Raw genomic sequence first — 16,408 nt, 5'->3', positions numbered from 1 at the left:
GAATCCGGACTGTCCGTAACCCCCTAGCCTGGCAGTCCCGATGTCCCTGCCCCTTTCCACGGGCCCTCATTTCCCACGCAAACGCCTGGTCCTGATCGCCGCCGCGCTGGTCATATTGGCTGCCCTGGCGCTCTGGTACGTCGGGTCCAAGGGCACACCCGCCGCGCGTCCGCCCGAGTATGGGCAGATCCCTGTCGCCGTCGCGGTCGAGGCTGCCAGCGCCGGTCCGCTGCAGCGCGACCTGCATGCGCTTGGCACCATCACGCCCCTGGCGCAGGTGACCCTGCGCAGCCAGGTCGATGGCGAACTGCTGAAGCTGCATTTCACTGAAGGCCAGGCCGTGACGCGCGGGCAACTGCTGGCCGAGATCGATGCGCGTCCCTACCTTGCGGCGCTGGCCGCGGCCGAAGGCGAACTGGCGCGCACCCAGGCGCTGCTGGAGAACGCCGAGGCCGATCTGCAGCGCTACCGCAAGCTGGCGCGCCAGGAAGCGGTGTCGGGTCAACAATTGGATACCGCCGAAGCCCAGGTGCGCGCCTATGCGGCCCAGCGGCTACGCAACCAGGCCCAGGTGGCCGACGCGAAGCGTCTGCTGGACCACACCCGTATCGTTGCGCCCCACGACGGCCGCATCGGGCTGCGCCGCATCGACGCCGGCAATCACGTGCGCGCGGCCGACGCCGACGGCCTGACCACGCTGGTCCAAACCCGGCCGATCTCGGCGCTCTTCAGCATTTCCGAAACGCGCCTGGATATCCTGCGCCAGGCCCAGGCGCGCGACGCCGCGCTGCGGGTCCAGGCCTGGGACGCGGACGACCGCCGCCTTCTGGCCGAAGGCACTTTGGAGGCGCTGGACAACCGCATCCAGGCCGCCAGCGGCACCGTCCGGCTACGCGCGCGCTTTGCCAACGCCGACGAATCGCTGTTTCCGAACCAGTTCGTGAACATCCGGCTGGCTGTGGTACAGCAGGACAACGTCATTTCCATTCCCACGGCCGCGGTGCAGTACGGCTCCGAGGGCGCCTTCGTGTTCGTGATCGGCGAGGACACGCGGGCCACGCGCCGCGTGCTGGAGCTGGGCCCGGCCAACGCTGGCCGCATCGTGGTGCAGGCCGGCCTGGCCGAAGGCGAACGCGTGGTGGTCGAAGGCGTGGACCGCCTGCACGACGGCCGCGACGTGCAAATTGTCGAATCGCAGAAATCATGAGCCTGTCGCGCCCCTTCATCCTGCGCCCCGTCGCCACGTCCTTCCTGATGATCGCCCTGCTGCTGTCGGGCATCCTGGCGTGGCGCATGTTGCCCGTGGCGGCGCTGCCGCAGGTGGATTACCCCATCATCCAGGTGACCACGCAGTACCCCGGCGCCAGTCCGAACGTGACGGCGCGCACCGTCACCGCGCCGCTGGAACGGCGCTTCGGGCAGATACCGGGCCTGAAGCAGATGTCCTCCACCAGCGGCAGCGGCATCTCTGTGATCACGCTGCAATTCGCGTTGGACGTGTCGCTGGGCGTGGCCGAGCAGGAAGTCCAGGCGGCCATCAGCGCCAGCGGCGCGCTGCTGCCCAATGACCTGCCGACGCCGCCCGTGTACCGCAAGGTCAACCCCGCCGACGTGCCTATCCTGACGCTGGCGGTCACGTCGGATTCCCTGCCCTTGCCCCAGGTCTACGACCTGGTCGACACCCGCATGACGCAGCGCCTGTCGCAGTTGTCCGGCGTGGGCATGGTCAGCCTGGCGGGCGGCCAGCGGCCGGCGGTGCGGGTGCAGGTCAATCCCATGGCGCTGGCCGCGCGCGGCCTGCAGCTGGCCGACGTGCAGGAAGCCATCAGCAAGGCCAATTCGAACCAGCCCAAGGGCAGCTTCGACGGGCCGGTGCGTTCGGTCATCATGGATGCCAACGACCAGCTGCAAAGCGCCGAGGAATACCGCGAACTGATCGTGGCCTGGCGCAACGGCGCGCCGGTGCGGCTGGGCCAGGTCGCCACGGTCGAAGACGGGGCGGAAGACCGCTATCTGGCCGCCTGGGTCGACAAGCAGCCGGCCGTGCTGGTCAACATCCAGCGCCAGCCGGGCGCCAACGTCATCGCCGTGGCCGACCAGGTCAAGGCGCTGCTGCCGCAACTGACGGCCAGCCTGCCCGCCGCCGCGCAGGTCCGCGTGCTGACGGACCGCACCGAGAGCATCCGCGCATCGGTGCGCGGCGTGCAATGGGAACTGGCCTTCGCCGTGGGCCTGGTGGTGCTGGTGACGTTCCTGTTCCTGCGCAACCTGCCCGCCACGCTGATCCCCAGCCTGGCGGTCCCCTTGTCGCTGATCGGCACCTTCGGCTTCATGCATCTGGCGGGCTTCTCCACCAACAACCTGACGCTGATGGCCCTGACGATAGGCGCGGGCTTCGTGGTGGACGACGCCATCGTGATGCTGGAAAACATTGCGCGCTACCGCGAGCAAGGCCACAGCCCCATGTCGGCCGCGCTCAAGGGCGCCGGCCAGATCGGCTTCACGCTGGTGTCCCTGACGCTGTCGCTGATCGCCGTGCTGATTCCGCTGCTGTTCATGGAAGACGTGGTGGGCCGTCTGTTCCGCGAGTTCGCGGTGACGCTGGCGGTCGCCATCCTGATATCGCTGGCGGTGTCGCTGACGCTGACGCCGATGATGTGCGCGCGGCTGCTGCCCGCGCACGAAGCGACGCGCCCGGGGCTGCTGGACCGCATCCAGGCCGGCTACGCCCGTTGGCTGGACCTGACCTTGCGCCATCAACGGCTGACGCTGGCCGTGATGCTGGCGACGGTGGCGCTGACCGGGCTGCTGTACCTGGCCGTGCCCAAGGGCTTCTTCCCGACCCAGGACGGCGGCACGCTGCAAGGGGTCACGCAATCGTCCCAGAGCACCTCGTTCGACGCCATGTCGCGGCGCCAGCAGGCGGTGGCCGAGACACTGCTGGCCGACCCCGACGTGGCCAGCCTGTCGTCCTTCATCGGCATCGACGGCATGAACACCACCTTGAATACCGGCCGCTTGCTGATCAACCTGAAACCCTGGTCGGACCGCAGCGCGCCGCTGGCGGACATCATGGCGCGGCTGGATGCGCGCGCCCGCGAGGTCCAGGGCATCTCGCTCTATCTGCAGCCGGTGCAGGAACTCAACATCGAGGACCGCGTCAGCCGCGGCCAGTACCAGTTCACGCTGACCTCCCCCGACAGCGCGCTGCTGGCGCGCTGGACCCATGCCCTGGCCGAACGCCTGGCGCAGTCGCCCGCGCTGGCCGACGTTTCCACCGACCTGCAAGGCGACGGCCGCCAGGCCTACCTGCAGGTCTCTCGCGACGCCGCCGCCCGCCTGGGCGTGACCATGGACGACGTGGCGCAGACCCTCTACAACGCCTTTGGGCAGCGCCAGGTGGCCACCCTGTTCACGCAGTCCAACCAGTACCGGGTCGTGCTGGAAGTGGACCGCAAGCTGGCGCTGAACCCGGACGCGCTGGAACGCATCCATCTGCAGACCGAGGACGGCCAGGCGATCCCGCTGTCGGCGCTGGCCACCGTCAGCGAACGCGCGGCGCCGCTGGCAGTGAACCACTTGTCGCAGTTCCCCGCGGTCAATCTGTCCTTCAACCTGCCCGCCGGCGGCTCCCTGGGAGAGGCCATCGCAGCCATCGAATCGGCGCGGCAGGAGATCGGCATGCCGGTCAGCGTGGAGCTGCGCTTGCAGGGGGCTGCCGCGGCCTTCCAGGCCTCGCTGTCGAACACGCTGTGGCTGATGCTGGCCGCGGTGGTCACCATGTACCTGGTGCTGGGCATGCTGTATGAAAGCGCCATCCACCCGGTGACCATCCTGTCCACCCTGCCCTCGGCCGCGGTGGGCGCCTTCCTGGCGCTGCTGCTTACCGGGCGTCCGCTGGACCTGATCGCCGTCATCGGCATCATCCTGCTGATCGGGCTGGTGAAGAAGAACGGCATCATGATGGTGGACTTTGCCCTGGAGGCAGAACGCTCGCGCGGCCTGGCGCCGCAGGCCGCCATCCGCGAAGCCGCGCTGCTGCGCCTGCGTCCCATCCTGATGACGACGCTGGCCGCGCTGTTCGGCGCGCTGCCGTTGATGCTGGCCACGGGCTCGGGCGCGGAACTGCGCCAACCGCTGGGCTGGGTCATGGTGGGCGGGCTGCTGGTCAGCCAGGTGCTGACCCTGTTCACCACGCCCGTCGTGTACCTGTTCTTCCACCGCCTGGGCCAGCGCCCCAGCGCCGCGGCCGCCAAGCCCGGGGTTGAAGGCCCGGCGCCATGATCCGCGCCTTGCTGCACCGCCCGACCGCCTGCATCTTCCTGGCGATCGCGCTGACCCTGCTGGGCGCGGTCGCGTGGCGGCTGCTGCCCGTGGCGCCGCTGCCCCAGGTCGACTTTCCCACCATCGAGGTGCGCGCCGAACTGCCGGGCGCCAGTCCCGAAAGCATGGCCAGCACCGTGGCCGCGCCGCTGGAGCGCGCGCTGGGCAGCATCGCCGGCGTCAGCGCCATGACGTCCTCCAGCAACCAGGGCGCGACCCGCGTACAGCTGCAGTTCGACCTGGATCGCGACATCAACGAGGCCGCGCGCGACGTGCAGGCGGCCATCAACGCGGCCCGCGCCGAGTTGCCCGCCGGCATGCCCGGCAATCCCAGCTATCGCAAGGTCAACCCGTCCCAGGCGCCGATCATGGCACTGGCGCTCAGTTCGCCCACCCGTCCCGCGGGCGAACTCTACGACCTGGGCTCGACCGTGCTGGCGCAGAAGATATCGCAGATCAACGGCGTGGGCGAAGTAACCATGGGCGGCAGCTCCCTGCCCGCGGTGCGCGTACAGGTCAATTCCAACGCCCTGGCCCACTATGGCGTGGCGCTGGATGAAGTGCGCCAGGCCATCGCCGACGCCGCGCCCATGCGGCCGCAAGGCCAGTTGGATTCCGCCAGCCGGCGCTGGGAAGTCGGTACGCCCGAACAACCCCGCGCCGCGGGGGACTACGAAAGCCTGATCGTGCGCCACCAGGACGGCGCCGTGATCCGGCTGTCGCAGATCGCACGCGTCAGCGATTCCGTCGAAAACCGCTACAGCAGCGGCTTTCACAACCGCAACCCGGCCGTGGTCCTGACAATCAGCCGCCAGCCCGGTTCGAACATCATCGAAACCATAGGCGCCATCAACCAGGCCCTGCCCGGCCTGCGCGCGCTGATGCCGGCCGACGTGGACCTGACCGTGGCGCTGGACCGCTCGCCTGGCATCAACGCCACCTTGCGCGAAGCGCACATCACGCTGGGGCTGGCCACCGCGCTGGTGATCCTGGTGGTGTGGGCGTTCCTGGGCAATGCACGGGCTGCGGCCATTCCCAGCGTGGCGATTCCGGTGTGCCTGATCGCCACCTTCGCCGTCATGTACCTGTGGGGCTTTTCGCTGAACAATCTGTCGCTGATGGCGCTGATCGTCGCGGCCGGCCTGGTGGTGGACGATGCCATCGTGGTGCTGGAGAACATCTCGCGCCATATCGAGCGCGGCCTCTCGCCGCGCAAGGCCGCGCTGCGCGGCGTGCGCGAAGTAGGCTTCACGCTGGTGGCCATGACCGTGGCGCTGAGCGTGGTTTTCGTATCCATCCTGTTCATGGGCGGCCTGGTCGAGCGGCTGTTCCGCGAGTTCTCCATCACCCTGGTCGCCGCCACCGTCATCTCGCTGGTGGTCTCGGTCGCCATCATCCCCAGCCTGTGCGCCCGCTGGCTCAGGCCCGCCGTTCCCGCCGCGCACATGGCGAACGCGCGTCCATCGCGCATGCAGGCGATCTTCGAACGCCTGCATGCCTGGTACGGCAACACCCTGTGGCGGGTGCTGGGCCATGCCCGCCTGACGCTATTGCTGCTGGCCGGCGTGGTAGGGCTGAATGTCTACCTGTACGTGCAGGCGCCCAAGGGCTTCCTGCCGGTGCAGGACACCGGCCAGTTGGTGGGCTTCGTGCGCGGCGACGACGGCTTCTCGTTCCAGGTCATGCAGCCCAAGATCGACCAGTACCGCCAACTGGTGCTCAAGCATCCGGCGGTGCAGGACGTCATCGGCTACAACGGCGGCAGCCTGGGCATCAGCAATTCCCTGTTCCTGATCCGCCTGAAGCCCGCCGCCGAACGCCAGGAATCGTCGACCGAGGTCATCAACTGGCTGCGCACCAATGCGCCGGCAGTGCCGGGCGGCATGTTCTTCCTGAACGTGGACCAGGACCTGCGCATGCCCGGCGGGTTCGGTAATTCGGGCGACCATGAACTGGCCATCATGGCCAGCGACGTGCCGGCGCTGCGGCAATGGTCGCGCAAGATCTCCAAGGCCATGCAGGAGATCCCCGAACTGCGCGACGTCGACGCGGAAGGCGACGGCGCCACCCAGCAGGTCGTGATCGACATAGACCGCGCCGCCGCGCAGCGCCTGGGCGTGGACATGGGCACCATTAGCAGCGTGCTCAGCAACTCGTTCAGCCAGCGCCAGGTCGCCACGCTGTACGACGCCATGAACCAGTACCGCGTGGTGCTGGAGCTGGACCCGCGCTACACCGAGGACCCCGAGGTGCTGGAGCAGGTGCAGGTGGTCGCCGCCGACGGCACGCGCGTGCCGCTGACGGCCTTCGCCACTTATGACTACGGCCTGGTGAACGACCGCGTGTTCCATGACGGCCTGTTCGCCGCCGTGGGCGTGGGCTTTTCATTGGCCGAGGGCGTATCGCTGCAACAGGCCCTGGCCGCCATCGACAAGACCATGGCCGAGCTGATGGTGCCCTCGTACATCCAGACCCGCCTGGGCGGCGATGCGCGCAACTTCCAGCAAAGCCTGCAGGACCAGCCCTGGCTGATCCTGGCGGTGCTGGTAGCGATCTACCTGGTGCTGGGCATCCTGTACGAAAGCCCGCTGCATCCGCTCACCATCCTGTCGACCTTGCCGTCCGCCGGCGTGGGCGCGCTGCTGGCGCTGCGCCTGGCCGGCATCGAATTCACGCTGATCGCGCTCTTGGGACTGTTCCTGCTGGTGGGCATCGTCATGAAGAACGCCATCCTGATGATCGACTTCGCGCTCAGCCTGGAACGGCGCGAAGGGCTCACGCCGGAACAGGCCATCCACCGCGCCGCCATGCTGCGGCTGCGGCCCATCGTCATGACCAACCTGGCGGGGCTGCTGGGCGCCCTGCCCCTGGTGCTGGGTATGGGCGAAGGCTCCGAGCTGCGCCGCCCGCTGGGCATCGCCATCGTCGGCGGGCTGATGATCAGCCAGTTCTTGACGCTGTACACCACGCCGATCGTGTATCTGGCGCTGGAGAGGCTGCGGTTGAAGTGGAAGGCTGGCCGGCTGCGTCCTGGCCCCGAGGCCTGACGCATGGCCCAGCCTGCAGGGTCAGTCCGGGAGTATTCCCGCCGCCTTGATGACCTGCGCCCATTTGCGCTGCTCAGCCCGCTGGAAGTCCGCCAGTTCGCCCGGCGTGCCGCCTGCCGGAATCGCGCCCAGTTCAGCCAAGCGCTGCTTCACCGCCGCGTCGCCCAGGGCCTGGTTGATGGCCAGGGACAACTTTTGCTGCACCGCCTGCGGCGTGCCTGCCGGCGCATACATCGCAAACCAGGACGACGCTTCGAAATCCGGCGCGCCCAAGGCCTCGGCCATGGTTGGCACTTCTGGATAGTCCGGCAGCCGCTGCGCTGTCGTGACAGCCAGCATGCGCAGTTTGCCGGCCTTCACGAAAGGCGTGCTGGTCAGCAGCGTATCGAACATGACCTGGACCTGACCCGCCACCAGATCGGTCACTGCCGGGCTTGAGCCCTTGTAGGGAATGTGGGTCATGGAGGTGCCGGTCTTGTACTTGAAATACTCCGGCACCAGATGGGAAGAGCCGCCATTCCCCGCCGAGCCGTAGTTCACGCGATCTGGGTGGGCTTTCAGGTAGTCCACGAGCTCGCCCACGGTCTGCGCCGGCATCTGTTGCGGGTTGATCACGACTGCGATGGGCACCGTAAGGACCAGCGCCAGGGGCGTGAAGTCCTTGTTCGCATCGTAGGGAATGTCGGGATAGAGCCCCGGATTGATCGCCATGGTGCCGATGCTGGCCATCATCAGCGTGTATCCGTCCGGCTTGCTGCGGGCGACGTCGCCTGCGCCGATGAAGCCATGCGCGCCGGCCTTGTTCTCGATGACGAAAGGCGTGCCCAAGCGGTCGGAGAGCGCCTTGCCGACCACGCGCGCGGCGATATCGGTCGGACCGCCTGCGGGAAACGGTACGACCAGACGGATGGAACGTTCGGGCCATTGCGACCCGCTACTGCCCAGCGCGGGCTGTGCCACGACAGCGCAGGCAAGCGCGGCAATTCCTAAAAGATGCTTCACGGATTTGTCTCCTGGTATGGTCTGCGGCGCGCGTCAGGCGGCGGTCTGGATGCCGGCTTCGCGTATCAGGCGCGCCCACTTCTTCTGTTCTTCCTGGATGTAGCGCTGCGCGGCCTCCGGAGATCCGCCCATGGCCGTACTGCCCTCAGCGGTGAACATGGCAACTGTGGCCGGATCCGCCAGCACCTTCTCCACTACCGCGTTAACGGCCCGGACCACCTCGGGCGGGGTGCCGGCCGGCGCGACCAGCGCCTTCCAGTCCAGCGCCTCGAAGCCCTCGTAGCCGGACTCGGCCACGGTGGGCACATCGGGCAGGATCTCCAGCCGCGCGCGCGAGCTGACGGCCAACGGCCGCAGCACCTTGCCCTTGAGCATTTCCTGCGCGGCCTGCGGCGTGGCGAACATGTAGTCGGTATTGCCGCCCAACAAGTCGTTGAGCGCAGGCGCCGCGCCGCGATAGGGCACGTTAAGCACTTGGAACTTGCCCTGATAGGCGAGCAGTTCGCCCGCCAGATGGCCCACCGTGCCGGAACCCGCCAGCGCCTGCTTGATGGCGCCAGGCTCGGCCCGCGCGTCCTTGATCAAGTCGGCCAAGGTTTGCCAACGTGCGTTGGCCTTGACCACCAGCACGACCGGCAGCGATGCGATCAGGGAGACCGCCGCGAAGTCCTTTTCCGCGTCGAAGGGAATCTGCGGCATCAGGGCGGGATTGATGGCCAGGTTGGCGGTCTGGCCCAGGCCCAGCATGTAGCCGTCCGGCTTGGCCTTGGCGACGAAATCCATGCCGATGTTGCCGCCCGCCCCGGGACGGTTCTCCACCACCACCGACCAGCCGGCCAGCGCAGTGACCTTGGCCGCGATGGCGCGCGCCACTGAATCCGTGCCGCCGCCCGGCGTATAGGGAACGATAAGGCGCACAGGCCGCCCGTTCGGATAGGCGGCTGCGGTCTGGGCGCGCAGCGGCAAGGCCGCAGCGCACATCGCCGCGCCCAGGAAAGCGCGGCGGGATAGCGTGATCATGGTTAGTCTCCTTGTGTGATTTGCCTTGCTTTCAAGGCTGCGATTTCGTCGTCGCGATAGCCGACGCCGCGCAGCAGGGCGTCGGTGTGTTCGCCCACCGCAGGCGGCTGCAGGCGTATTCCGGGCTGGGCGCCGCCCAGCGTGAAAGGCGCGAGCGGCGCCAGGGACTCGCGCCCGTCCTCCAGGGTGATGGGCGCGAGGCCGCCGGTAGCCGCCAGATGCGGATCGTCGAACAGTTGCTCAGGCCGCGTGATCGGCGCGAAGGGCAACCCTTCATGCTCGAACACCGCCGCCAACTCGGCCGCGCTGCGGTCCGCCAAGTGCGAGCGCAGCTGCGGCATCAGCCAGTCGCGCGCCTGCACGCGGTCGTTGTTGCTGGCCAGGCGCGGATCGGCCAGCAGCTCGGCCAAGCCGAAGGCGCGACAGAAGGTGCCCCATTGCTTGTCGCTGACCACGGCCAGGAAGATCTGTTCGCCGCCCTTGACGGTGAACACGTCATAGATGGCCCAGGCCGAGATGCGGCCGGGCATGGGCGCGGCAGCGCGTCCGGTGACGGCGTACTGCATCATGTGCTGCCCCACCAGGAAGACGTTGTTCTCGAACAGCGAGGCCTGCACTTCCGTGCCCTCTCCCGTCTGCTCGCGCTGCGCCAGGGCCGCCATGGCGCCGATGGCGCCGAACATGCCGCCCATGATGTCGTTGACGCTGGCGCCCGCACGCAGCGGATCGCCGGGACGCCCCGTCATATAGGCCAGACCGCCCATCATCTGCACGACTTCATCCAGCGCCGTCCGGTGTTCGTAGGGTCCGGGCAGGAAGCCCTTGTGGCTCACGTAGATCAGGCGGGGATTGCGTTGCTTGAGCGTGGCGTAGTCCAGGCCCAGCTTCTGCATGACGCCGGCCTTGAAGTTCTCGCTCACGATGTCGGCCGAGTCGATCAGGCGCAACGCGGCCTCTATGCCCTCGGGCTGCTTCAGGTCCAGGGCGATGCTCTTCTTGTTGCGGTTGAACATGGGGAAGAAGCCCGCGCCCGAACCCAACAGCCGGCGCGTGCTGTCGCCGCCTACCGGTTCGACCTTGATGACTTCGGCGCCAAGGTCCGCCAGCAGCATGCCGCAGGTCGGGCCCATGACCATGTGAGTGAATTCGACGACGCGGATGTTTTCGTACGGAAGACGCGGATGGGCGTGGCTGGACATGGGTGTGGATCTTCTGCAAGTAAGGGCCATTACGGCAAAGGCCGGCCTGGCCGCGTGTATCTAGGTCGTAGGCCTGCGGGAATGGCCGATCAGGCCCGCTGGACGAATCCCTTGGGCAAGCCGGCGTCGGGGGTCATGCCATACAACGGCTCGCCGGGCAGGCCGGCCGCCAGCGGCTCGCGCGCGGCAACGATTCCATCCAGGTCGATGCCGGTGCGCACGCCCATGGCCTCGAACATGAAGACCAGGTCTTCGGTGACGACGTTGCCGGACGCGCCCGGCGCATAGGGGCAACCGCCCAGGCCGCCCAGCGAACTATCAAAAGTGCGCACGCCTTCCTCCCAGGCAGCGAGGCAGTTGGCCAGGCCCAGGCCACGCGTGTTGTGCATGTGGGCCGCGCCCGCCTGCTCCCCGATTTCTGCGCGCAGGCGACGGAACAGCCGCCGCACTTGCGCGGGATTGGCATAGCCCACGGTGTCCGAAAGCCCCGATTCGTCGGCGCCCGCAGCCACGCACAGCGCCGCCAGGCGGATGACCTCGTCTTCGGGCACCACGCCCTGCAAGGTGCAGCCGAAGGCCGTTGAAATGCCGGCCTCCAGCTTGACCGCGGGAGCCAGTTCATCACGCAGCCTTGCGATCGCCCGGACCTCCTCCACCATTTCCTTGGGCGTCTTGCGCACATTGGCCAGCGAATGCTCACGGCTGGCGGAGACCGGCATCGTCAGCTTGTGGACGCCGGCCCGCAACGCCGCCTCGGCGCCGCGCAGGTTGGGCACCAGCGCCATGACGGTAAGCGCCGGATGGCGCGCCGCATGCCGCACCACCTCGGCAGCATCCGCCATCTGCGGCAGCAGGCGCGCCGGCACGAAGGAAGCCACTTCGATTTCGCGCACGCCAGCCGCGACCAGCGCGTCGATCCAGCGCAGCTTGTCGGCGGTGGGCATGGTCGCCTTGACGGACTGCAAGCCATCGCGCGGACCGACCTCGCTGATCAGGACGTCGGGTTTGCGGTCGTTGGGCTGGGCCATGTTTGAAATCTCCAATAATTCTATCTAATAGAACGATGTTTCTTTAGATAGAATTATTGAATTCACCGACCGTAGCTGTCAAGCGCCGGGGCGTACAGGAAAACCACGAGCGGGGCATTAGGCAGCGCCTACAATGCCGTCATTCGTTCTAAAGGATGGAATATGGTCCCGCCCCGGAATCAACCCCACGGAGCCGCACATGCCGCGTAAAGCCGCCACGGAATCACTGGCCGATACCGATGCCGCCCAAGGCGGCGTGGCTGCGGTAGACCGCGCGCTCAGCCTGATGTCGGTTTATGCGGCCGGCGACAAAGCTCTGTCACTGGGCGAACTGGCCGAGCGCACGCGTCTGTACAAGAGCACGGTCCTGCGACTGCTGGCGTCGCTGGAGCATGCCGGATGGATCCAGCGCCTGGACGATGGCCGCTATGCCCTGGGCGGAGAAATCGCCCGTCTGCACGGCATCTACGCAGCCTCGTTTTCATTGGAAGAGGTGGTCATGCCGGTATTGCGCGACCTGGTCGCGGCAACCGGCGAAAGCGCGGCCTATCACGTCCGCCAGGGCGATGCGCGTCTGTGCCTTTACCGCGTGGATTCGCCGCATCCTGTAAGAGACCACATCCGCGCGGGCGATCTGCTGCCGCTGGACCGCGGCAGCGGCGGACGCGTCCTGACGGCCTACGATCCCCTGCTGGGGCGGGCGCCGGGACCGGACCAGGAACTGCATGCGCGCATCCGCGCCGACGGTTATTTCGCAGCCATGGGCGATCGCCTGGCGGAAGTGGCGGGTATTTCCGCGCCCGTCTTTCTGCTCAATGGCGAAATCGCGGCGGCAGTGACGCTGACCGCGCCCGTCCATCGTTACGTTGCCGCCCATCTGGCAGCGGTACAGGAGGCGGCGCGGCGCCTGACGGGGAAAGTCGGTTAGCGGACCCGGAGCCGGGGCCCCACTGAGGAAGGATTCTTGAGTCGCCGGCGTCCGGACTGCGGGATTCCGATGCTCCCCCGGTGGGGCTGCGCTTCGGATCCCTCCGCCCGGCCACCGGCTCACAGTATCTGCCCATGAACGGGGTTCGAAACTACCGCATTAGACGACTACCAGCCGAGGTGGCCCGGAGCCATCCGAAGCGCAGCCCCATTGGGGCGAGCATCGGAATGGCGCAGGGCTGCCTCGGCGGCGAAAGAACCCTGACACCCGCAAGCTCGAAGCCCTGTCGCTTCGACTTTGTGAGGCTGGGTTCTTGAGTCGCCGGCGTCCGGGCTGCGGGATTCCGATGCTCGCCCCGATGGGGCTGCGCTTCGGATCCCTCCGCCCGGCCACCGGCTCACAGTATCTGCCCATGAACGGGGTTCGAAACCACCGCATTAGGCGACTACAGCCGAGGTGGCCCGGAGCCATCCGAAGCGCAGCCCCATTGGGGCGAGCATCGGAATGGCGCAGGGCTGCCTCGGCGGCTTAAGAACCCCGACATCCGCAAGCTCGAAGCCCGGTCGCTTCGATTTAGTGAGGCGGGGTTCTTGAGTCGCCGGAGTCCGGACTGCGGGATTCCGATGCTCACCCCGGTGGGGCTGCGCTTCGGATCCCTCCGCCCGGCCACCGGCTCACGGCATCTGCCTATGAACGGGGGCTGAAACCAACGCATTAGGCAACTCCCAGCCCGCAGCGGCCACGGCGATCAAGACTGCGGCCCGCCAGGCAGCACCAGCTTTTCCAGGTAGTCCAGATCCTCGCGCACCAACCGCAAGGACTCGCTCACGTCCGGCGAGCGCGGCCGACGGGCAGCGTCGCGCAACAGCGATTGCACCGCCATGTCGGCCATGATGGCCGCGACTTCGGCGCGGCTCAGCCGGCCATCCGGCTTGTACCACCACGCCGACCAGTTGCACATACCGATGAGGCTGAAGGCGGCGACGTGCGGATCGACCATGCGGAACTGGCCGTCGCGGATGCCGTTTTCGATGACGCGGCTGAAGTTCTCCAGCACGTTGCGGCGCGACGCCTGCACGGCGGCGCGCTGCTTGGGCGTCATGTCGGCCTCGGTACGGTCGGCCACGCGGAACTCGGCGGTGCGCGACAGGATCAGGTCGGCATGCCGCGTGACCAGCGCGCGCAGCGCCTCGACCGGATCCAGGTCCTCGCGGGTGGCGGTCTCGCCGGCCATTTTCTTGGCCGCGCTCAGCACGTCCTCGGTCAGCGAACGCAGGATCTCGTCCTTGCTCTTGAAGTAGTAGTAGACGGCGGTGCGGCTCAGTCCCAGGGATTCGGCAATGTCCTGGATGCTGGTGCCGCCGCTGCCGCGCTTGATGAATAGCGTCGCCGCGGCGTCGAGTATGGCGGTGCGTAGCGCTTCGCCCTTCAGCGCTCCCTTGGTGCTTGCGTCGTTCACGTTGCGATGTTCCTCGAATGGACCGTCCGGGACGGCCCTGTCCCGAAATTATGGCATGCGCGTTTACGTCTCCAAGCCGCGCCGGCCGGCGTTTTCCCGCGACTGAGTCCCCAATTTTTGACGCCACTGTCAGTTTTTTAAATTTAATTGACACTAAAGTCAAATATTCGTCTAATACGTCAAACCGAGGTCCCAGGACCATCGCCACAGGAGACGAATGTGACTACCGCCGCCCCCTCCAGCCAGATCACCGCCGGCTTTCTCAACACCGATTGGAATCCGCGCGACCTGCCCGCCGGCGCCTCGACCCGCAACGTCGTGCTGCGCACCGCCGACGGCGCCGCCACTTCCGGATCGCTGTACCAGCCGGCCGGCCCCCGTCCCGACACCGTGGTCTGCGTGATGCATCCGCGCGAGTTCATGGCCTGCCACTACCTGATCCCCGACATCGTCGGCGCCGGTCTTGCGGCCTGGTCGCAAGGCGCGCGCTCGGTCGGCAACGATCTCAGGCTGGAACACGAACAAGCGCTGCAGGATGTGGCCGCCGGCCTGCGCTTCCTGCGCGAACAGGGCTTCAAGAAAATCGTGCTGCTGGGCAATTCCGGCGGCGCCGGCCTGTATGCGTTCTATGCGCAGCAGGCCGGCCTGCCCGCCGGCGAGCGCGTCGCCCGCACGCCGGGCGGCAAGTCCAGCGGGCTGGATGAACTGGACATGCCCGAGGTGCACGGCCTGGTGCTGGTCGGCCCGCACCCGGGCCAGGGCTCGCTGCTGCTGAACTGCATCGATCCGTCCGTCGCCGACGAGAACGACGCGCTGTCGGTAACGCCGGACCTGGATCCGCTGGCGCCCGAGAACGGTTATCGGCCCAAGGGCCAGGCGCGCTATGCGCCGGAGTTCGTCGCCCGCTACCGCCAGGCGCAGCGCGACCGCGTGGCGCGCCTGGACGCGCAGGCGCGGCAGATGATCGCCGACCGCCTGGCGGCCCGCGCCGACGTCAAGAGCGGCGCCGACGCCTCGGCCGAACGCCGGCGCCAGGCCGCGCACACGCCGGTGCTGGTGGTCTGGCGCACCGACGCCGACCTGCGTTGCCTGGACCTCAGCCTGGATCCTTCGGACCGCCACCCGGGCTCGCTCTGGGGCAAGGATCCGTACGCGTCGAACTACGGCGCCGTCGGCTTCGCCCGCTTCTGCACGCCCGAGAGCTGGCTGTCGACCTGGTCCGGCCTGTCTTCCAACGCCAGCATGGCGCGCACCGCCGGCGGCATCAGTCAGCCCACCCTGATCGTCGAATACACGGGCGACCAGGCCTGTTTCCCTTCCGACGTGCGCGCCATCCACGACGCCATCCCCGCGCCGGACAAGACCCACCTGCGCATCCGCGGCGATCACCACGGCCGCGCGCTGGTTGAAGGCGAAGAGCCCGGGCGCTACGCGGCCGGCCGCGAACTGGCCGCCTGGCTGCGCCAACGTTTCCTGTAATCCGAATGCCGACGGAGCAAGTCATGACTGCAACTCCCAAGACCCCCGCCCCCCTGCGCCTGCACGGCGTGGACCATACGGCGCGGCCCACCTGGCGCCTGCGCGAAACCGTCGCCTTCTATCGCGACATCCTCGGCCTGCCGCTGGTGCATGTGATCTCGGCGCGCGGCTGGGGTCCCGCCACGCACCCGGACTTCCTGCATTTCTTCTTCGACAGCGGCCAGGGCAGCACCATCGCCTTCTTCTACTACCTGGGTTCCGACGAACCCGAGACGCTGCGCGGACGCAGCCGCATGCGGCCGCTGCCGGAAGACCACGTGTTCGACGCCACGCATACCGCCTGGCTGGTGGAAAGCGAGGACGAGCTCAAGGCCTGGAAGCAGAAGTTGCAGGATGCCGGGCTGGAAGTCTCGGTCGAAACCCGCCATGAAGTGATCGAATCCATCTACGTGCGCGATCCGAACGGCTATTTCATCGAATTCACGCGCAAGCTGCGGCCGCTGGGCGAAGTCGACTCGATCGACGCCGCCCTGACGCTGCAGGCGGCCATGCAGGCCGAGGCCGATGCGGAATCAGCCGGCGGGCGCATCCAGCACATCGACGACGTCTGGGCGCGCAAGGCGGCGCTGCTGGAAGACCGGCTGGAGCTGGCGGATGGCGGCGTCGAACCGTCCGTGCGGATCTTCGTGCCGCGCGTCGAAGAGTTTTCATCCCTGGTCGAGGACGCCTCGGGTCGCGAAAACTGCACCGTGGTGCCGGGCGAGCATTTCGACTGCATCGTCTCCGACGGCCCGGTGGAATTCCAGCGCAAGGCCCTGGGACTCAAGCCCGCCGTCTGGTATGGCTTGTTCACCGGCGGCGTCAGCGGCACGATCGACGTACTGGACCGGGACCGCGTGCGGATCTCGGCCGCGCGGCACTGA

At 67.7% G+C, this 16,408-nt stretch carries 11 protein-coding genes; 6 read left to right on the top strand and 5 right to left on the bottom strand.

Annotation, left to right across the window (positions count from 1 at the left end; translation table 11 throughout):
• Positions 1-40: 40 nt before the first annotated feature.
• The 3 genes from IB259_RS03805 to IB259_RS03795 are packed head-to-tail and all read left to right on the top strand — an operon-like array spanning position 41 to position 7,370.
• A complete protein-coding gene (locus tag IB259_RS03805; protein WP_192327572.1) occupies positions 41-1,207 on the top strand; it encodes an efflux RND transporter periplasmic adaptor subunit in 1,167 nt (388 codons plus the stop codon).
• Complete coding sequence (locus IB259_RS03800) at positions 1,204-4,284, top strand: multidrug efflux RND transporter permease subunit (protein ID WP_192327569.1); 3,081 nt, start codon at positions 1,204-1,206, stop codon at positions 4,282-4,284. The genes IB259_RS03805 and IB259_RS03800 overlap by 4 nt, the downstream gene beginning before the upstream one ends.
• A complete protein-coding gene (locus IB259_RS03795) occupies positions 4,281-7,370 on the top strand; it encodes an efflux RND transporter permease subunit (protein ID WP_175213278.1) in 3,090 nt (1,029 codons plus the stop codon). The genes IB259_RS03800 and IB259_RS03795 overlap by 4 nt, the downstream gene beginning before the upstream one ends.
• Before the next feature lie 21 nt (positions 7,371-7,391).
• On the opposite strand, the gene IB259_RS03790 is transcribed toward IB259_RS03795, so the two are convergent.
• The 4 genes from IB259_RS03790 to IB259_RS03775 form a co-directional block, all read right to left on the bottom strand.
• On the bottom strand, positions 7,392-8,372 hold the full coding sequence (locus tag IB259_RS03790) for a tripartite tricarboxylate transporter substrate binding protein (protein WP_244300399.1): 981 nt from the start codon (positions 8,370-8,372) through the stop codon (positions 7,392-7,394).
• A gap of 33 nt (positions 8,373-8,405) precedes the next feature.
• On the bottom strand, positions 8,406-9,392 hold the full coding sequence (locus IB259_RS03785) for a tripartite tricarboxylate transporter substrate binding protein (RefSeq protein WP_054454785.1): 987 nt from the start codon (positions 9,390-9,392) through the stop codon (positions 8,406-8,408).
• Between the two features lie 2 nt (positions 9,393-9,394).
• Positions 9,395-10,591 carry a CaiB/BaiF CoA-transferase family protein gene (locus IB259_RS03780; RefSeq protein ID WP_175180846.1) on the bottom strand — a complete coding sequence of 399 codons (1,197 nt, stop codon included), beginning with the start codon at positions 10,589-10,591 and terminating at the stop codon, positions 9,395-9,397.
• An 89-nt stretch (positions 10,592-10,680) separates the two neighbouring features.
• Positions 10,681-11,619, bottom strand: a complete 939-nt coding sequence (locus tag IB259_RS03775; RefSeq protein WP_192327566.1) for a hydroxymethylglutaryl-CoA lyase — start codon at positions 11,617-11,619, stop codon at positions 10,681-10,683.
• A gap of 199 nt (positions 11,620-11,818) precedes the next feature.
• Between IB259_RS03775 and IB259_RS03770 the strand changes: the two genes are divergently transcribed.
• The gene (locus IB259_RS03770) at positions 11,819-12,547 is read left to right on the top strand and encodes an IclR family transcriptional regulator (protein ID WP_119451136.1); all 729 of its coding nucleotides are present in this window, start codon (positions 11,819-11,821) and stop codon (positions 12,545-12,547) included.
• 748 nt (positions 12,548-13,295) lie between these two features.
• Here IB259_RS03770 and IB259_RS03765 read toward each other — a convergent pair.
• On the bottom strand, positions 13,296-14,006 hold the full coding sequence (locus IB259_RS03765; RefSeq protein WP_119451135.1) for a TetR/AcrR family transcriptional regulator: 711 nt from the start codon (positions 14,004-14,006) through the stop codon (positions 13,296-13,298).
• A 219-nt stretch (positions 14,007-14,225) separates the two neighbouring features.
• Between IB259_RS03765 and IB259_RS03760 the strand changes: the two genes are divergently transcribed.
• Both IB259_RS03760 and IB259_RS03755 read left to right on the top strand, forming a co-directional pair.
• A complete protein-coding gene (locus IB259_RS03760) occupies positions 14,226-15,485 on the top strand; it encodes an alpha/beta hydrolase (protein ID WP_192327563.1) in 1,260 nt (419 codons plus the stop codon).
• A gap of 23 nt (positions 15,486-15,508) precedes the next feature.
• On the top strand, positions 15,509-16,408 hold the full coding sequence (locus IB259_RS03755) for a VOC family protein (RefSeq protein ID WP_192327560.1): 900 nt from the start codon (positions 15,509-15,511) through the stop codon (positions 16,406-16,408).

It is taken from the genome of Achromobacter sp. ACM04, from assembly GCF_014851465.1.
Taxonomy (GTDB): Bacteria; Pseudomonadota; Gammaproteobacteria; order Burkholderiales; family Burkholderiaceae_B; genus Achromobacter; species Achromobacter aegrifaciens.
Note: the sequence above shows the minus strand (reverse complement) of the source record. Positions and strands in the feature narration are given on the sequence as shown.

Coding starts and splice junctions, on each gene's coding strand:
- IB259_RS03805 (WP_192327572.1), top strand. CDS start 41: ATGTCCCTGCCCCTTTCCACGGGCCCTCATTTCCCACGCAAACGCCTG.
- IB259_RS03800 (WP_192327569.1), top strand. CDS start 1,204: ATGAGCCTGTCGCGCCCCTTCATCCTGCGCCCCGTCGCCACGTCCTTC.
- IB259_RS03795 (WP_175213278.1), top strand. CDS start 4,281: ATGATCCGCGCCTTGCTGCACCGCCCGACCGCCTGCATCTTCCTGGCG.
- IB259_RS03785 (WP_054454785.1), bottom strand. CDS start 9,392: ATGATCACGCTATCCCGCCGCGCTTTCCTGGGCGCGGCGATGTGCGCT.
- IB259_RS03780 (WP_175180846.1), bottom strand. CDS start 10,591: ATGTCCAGCCACGCCCATCCGCGTCTTCCGTACGAAAACATCCGCGTC.
- IB259_RS03775 (WP_192327566.1), bottom strand. CDS start 11,619: ATGGCCCAGCCCAACGACCGCAAACCCGACGTCCTGATCAGCGAGGTC.
- IB259_RS03770 (WP_119451136.1), top strand. CDS start 11,819: ATGCCGCGTAAAGCCGCCACGGAATCACTGGCCGATACCGATGCCGCC.
- IB259_RS03755 (WP_192327560.1), top strand. CDS start 15,509: ATGACTGCAACTCCCAAGACCCCCGCCCCCCTGCGCCTGCACGGCGTG.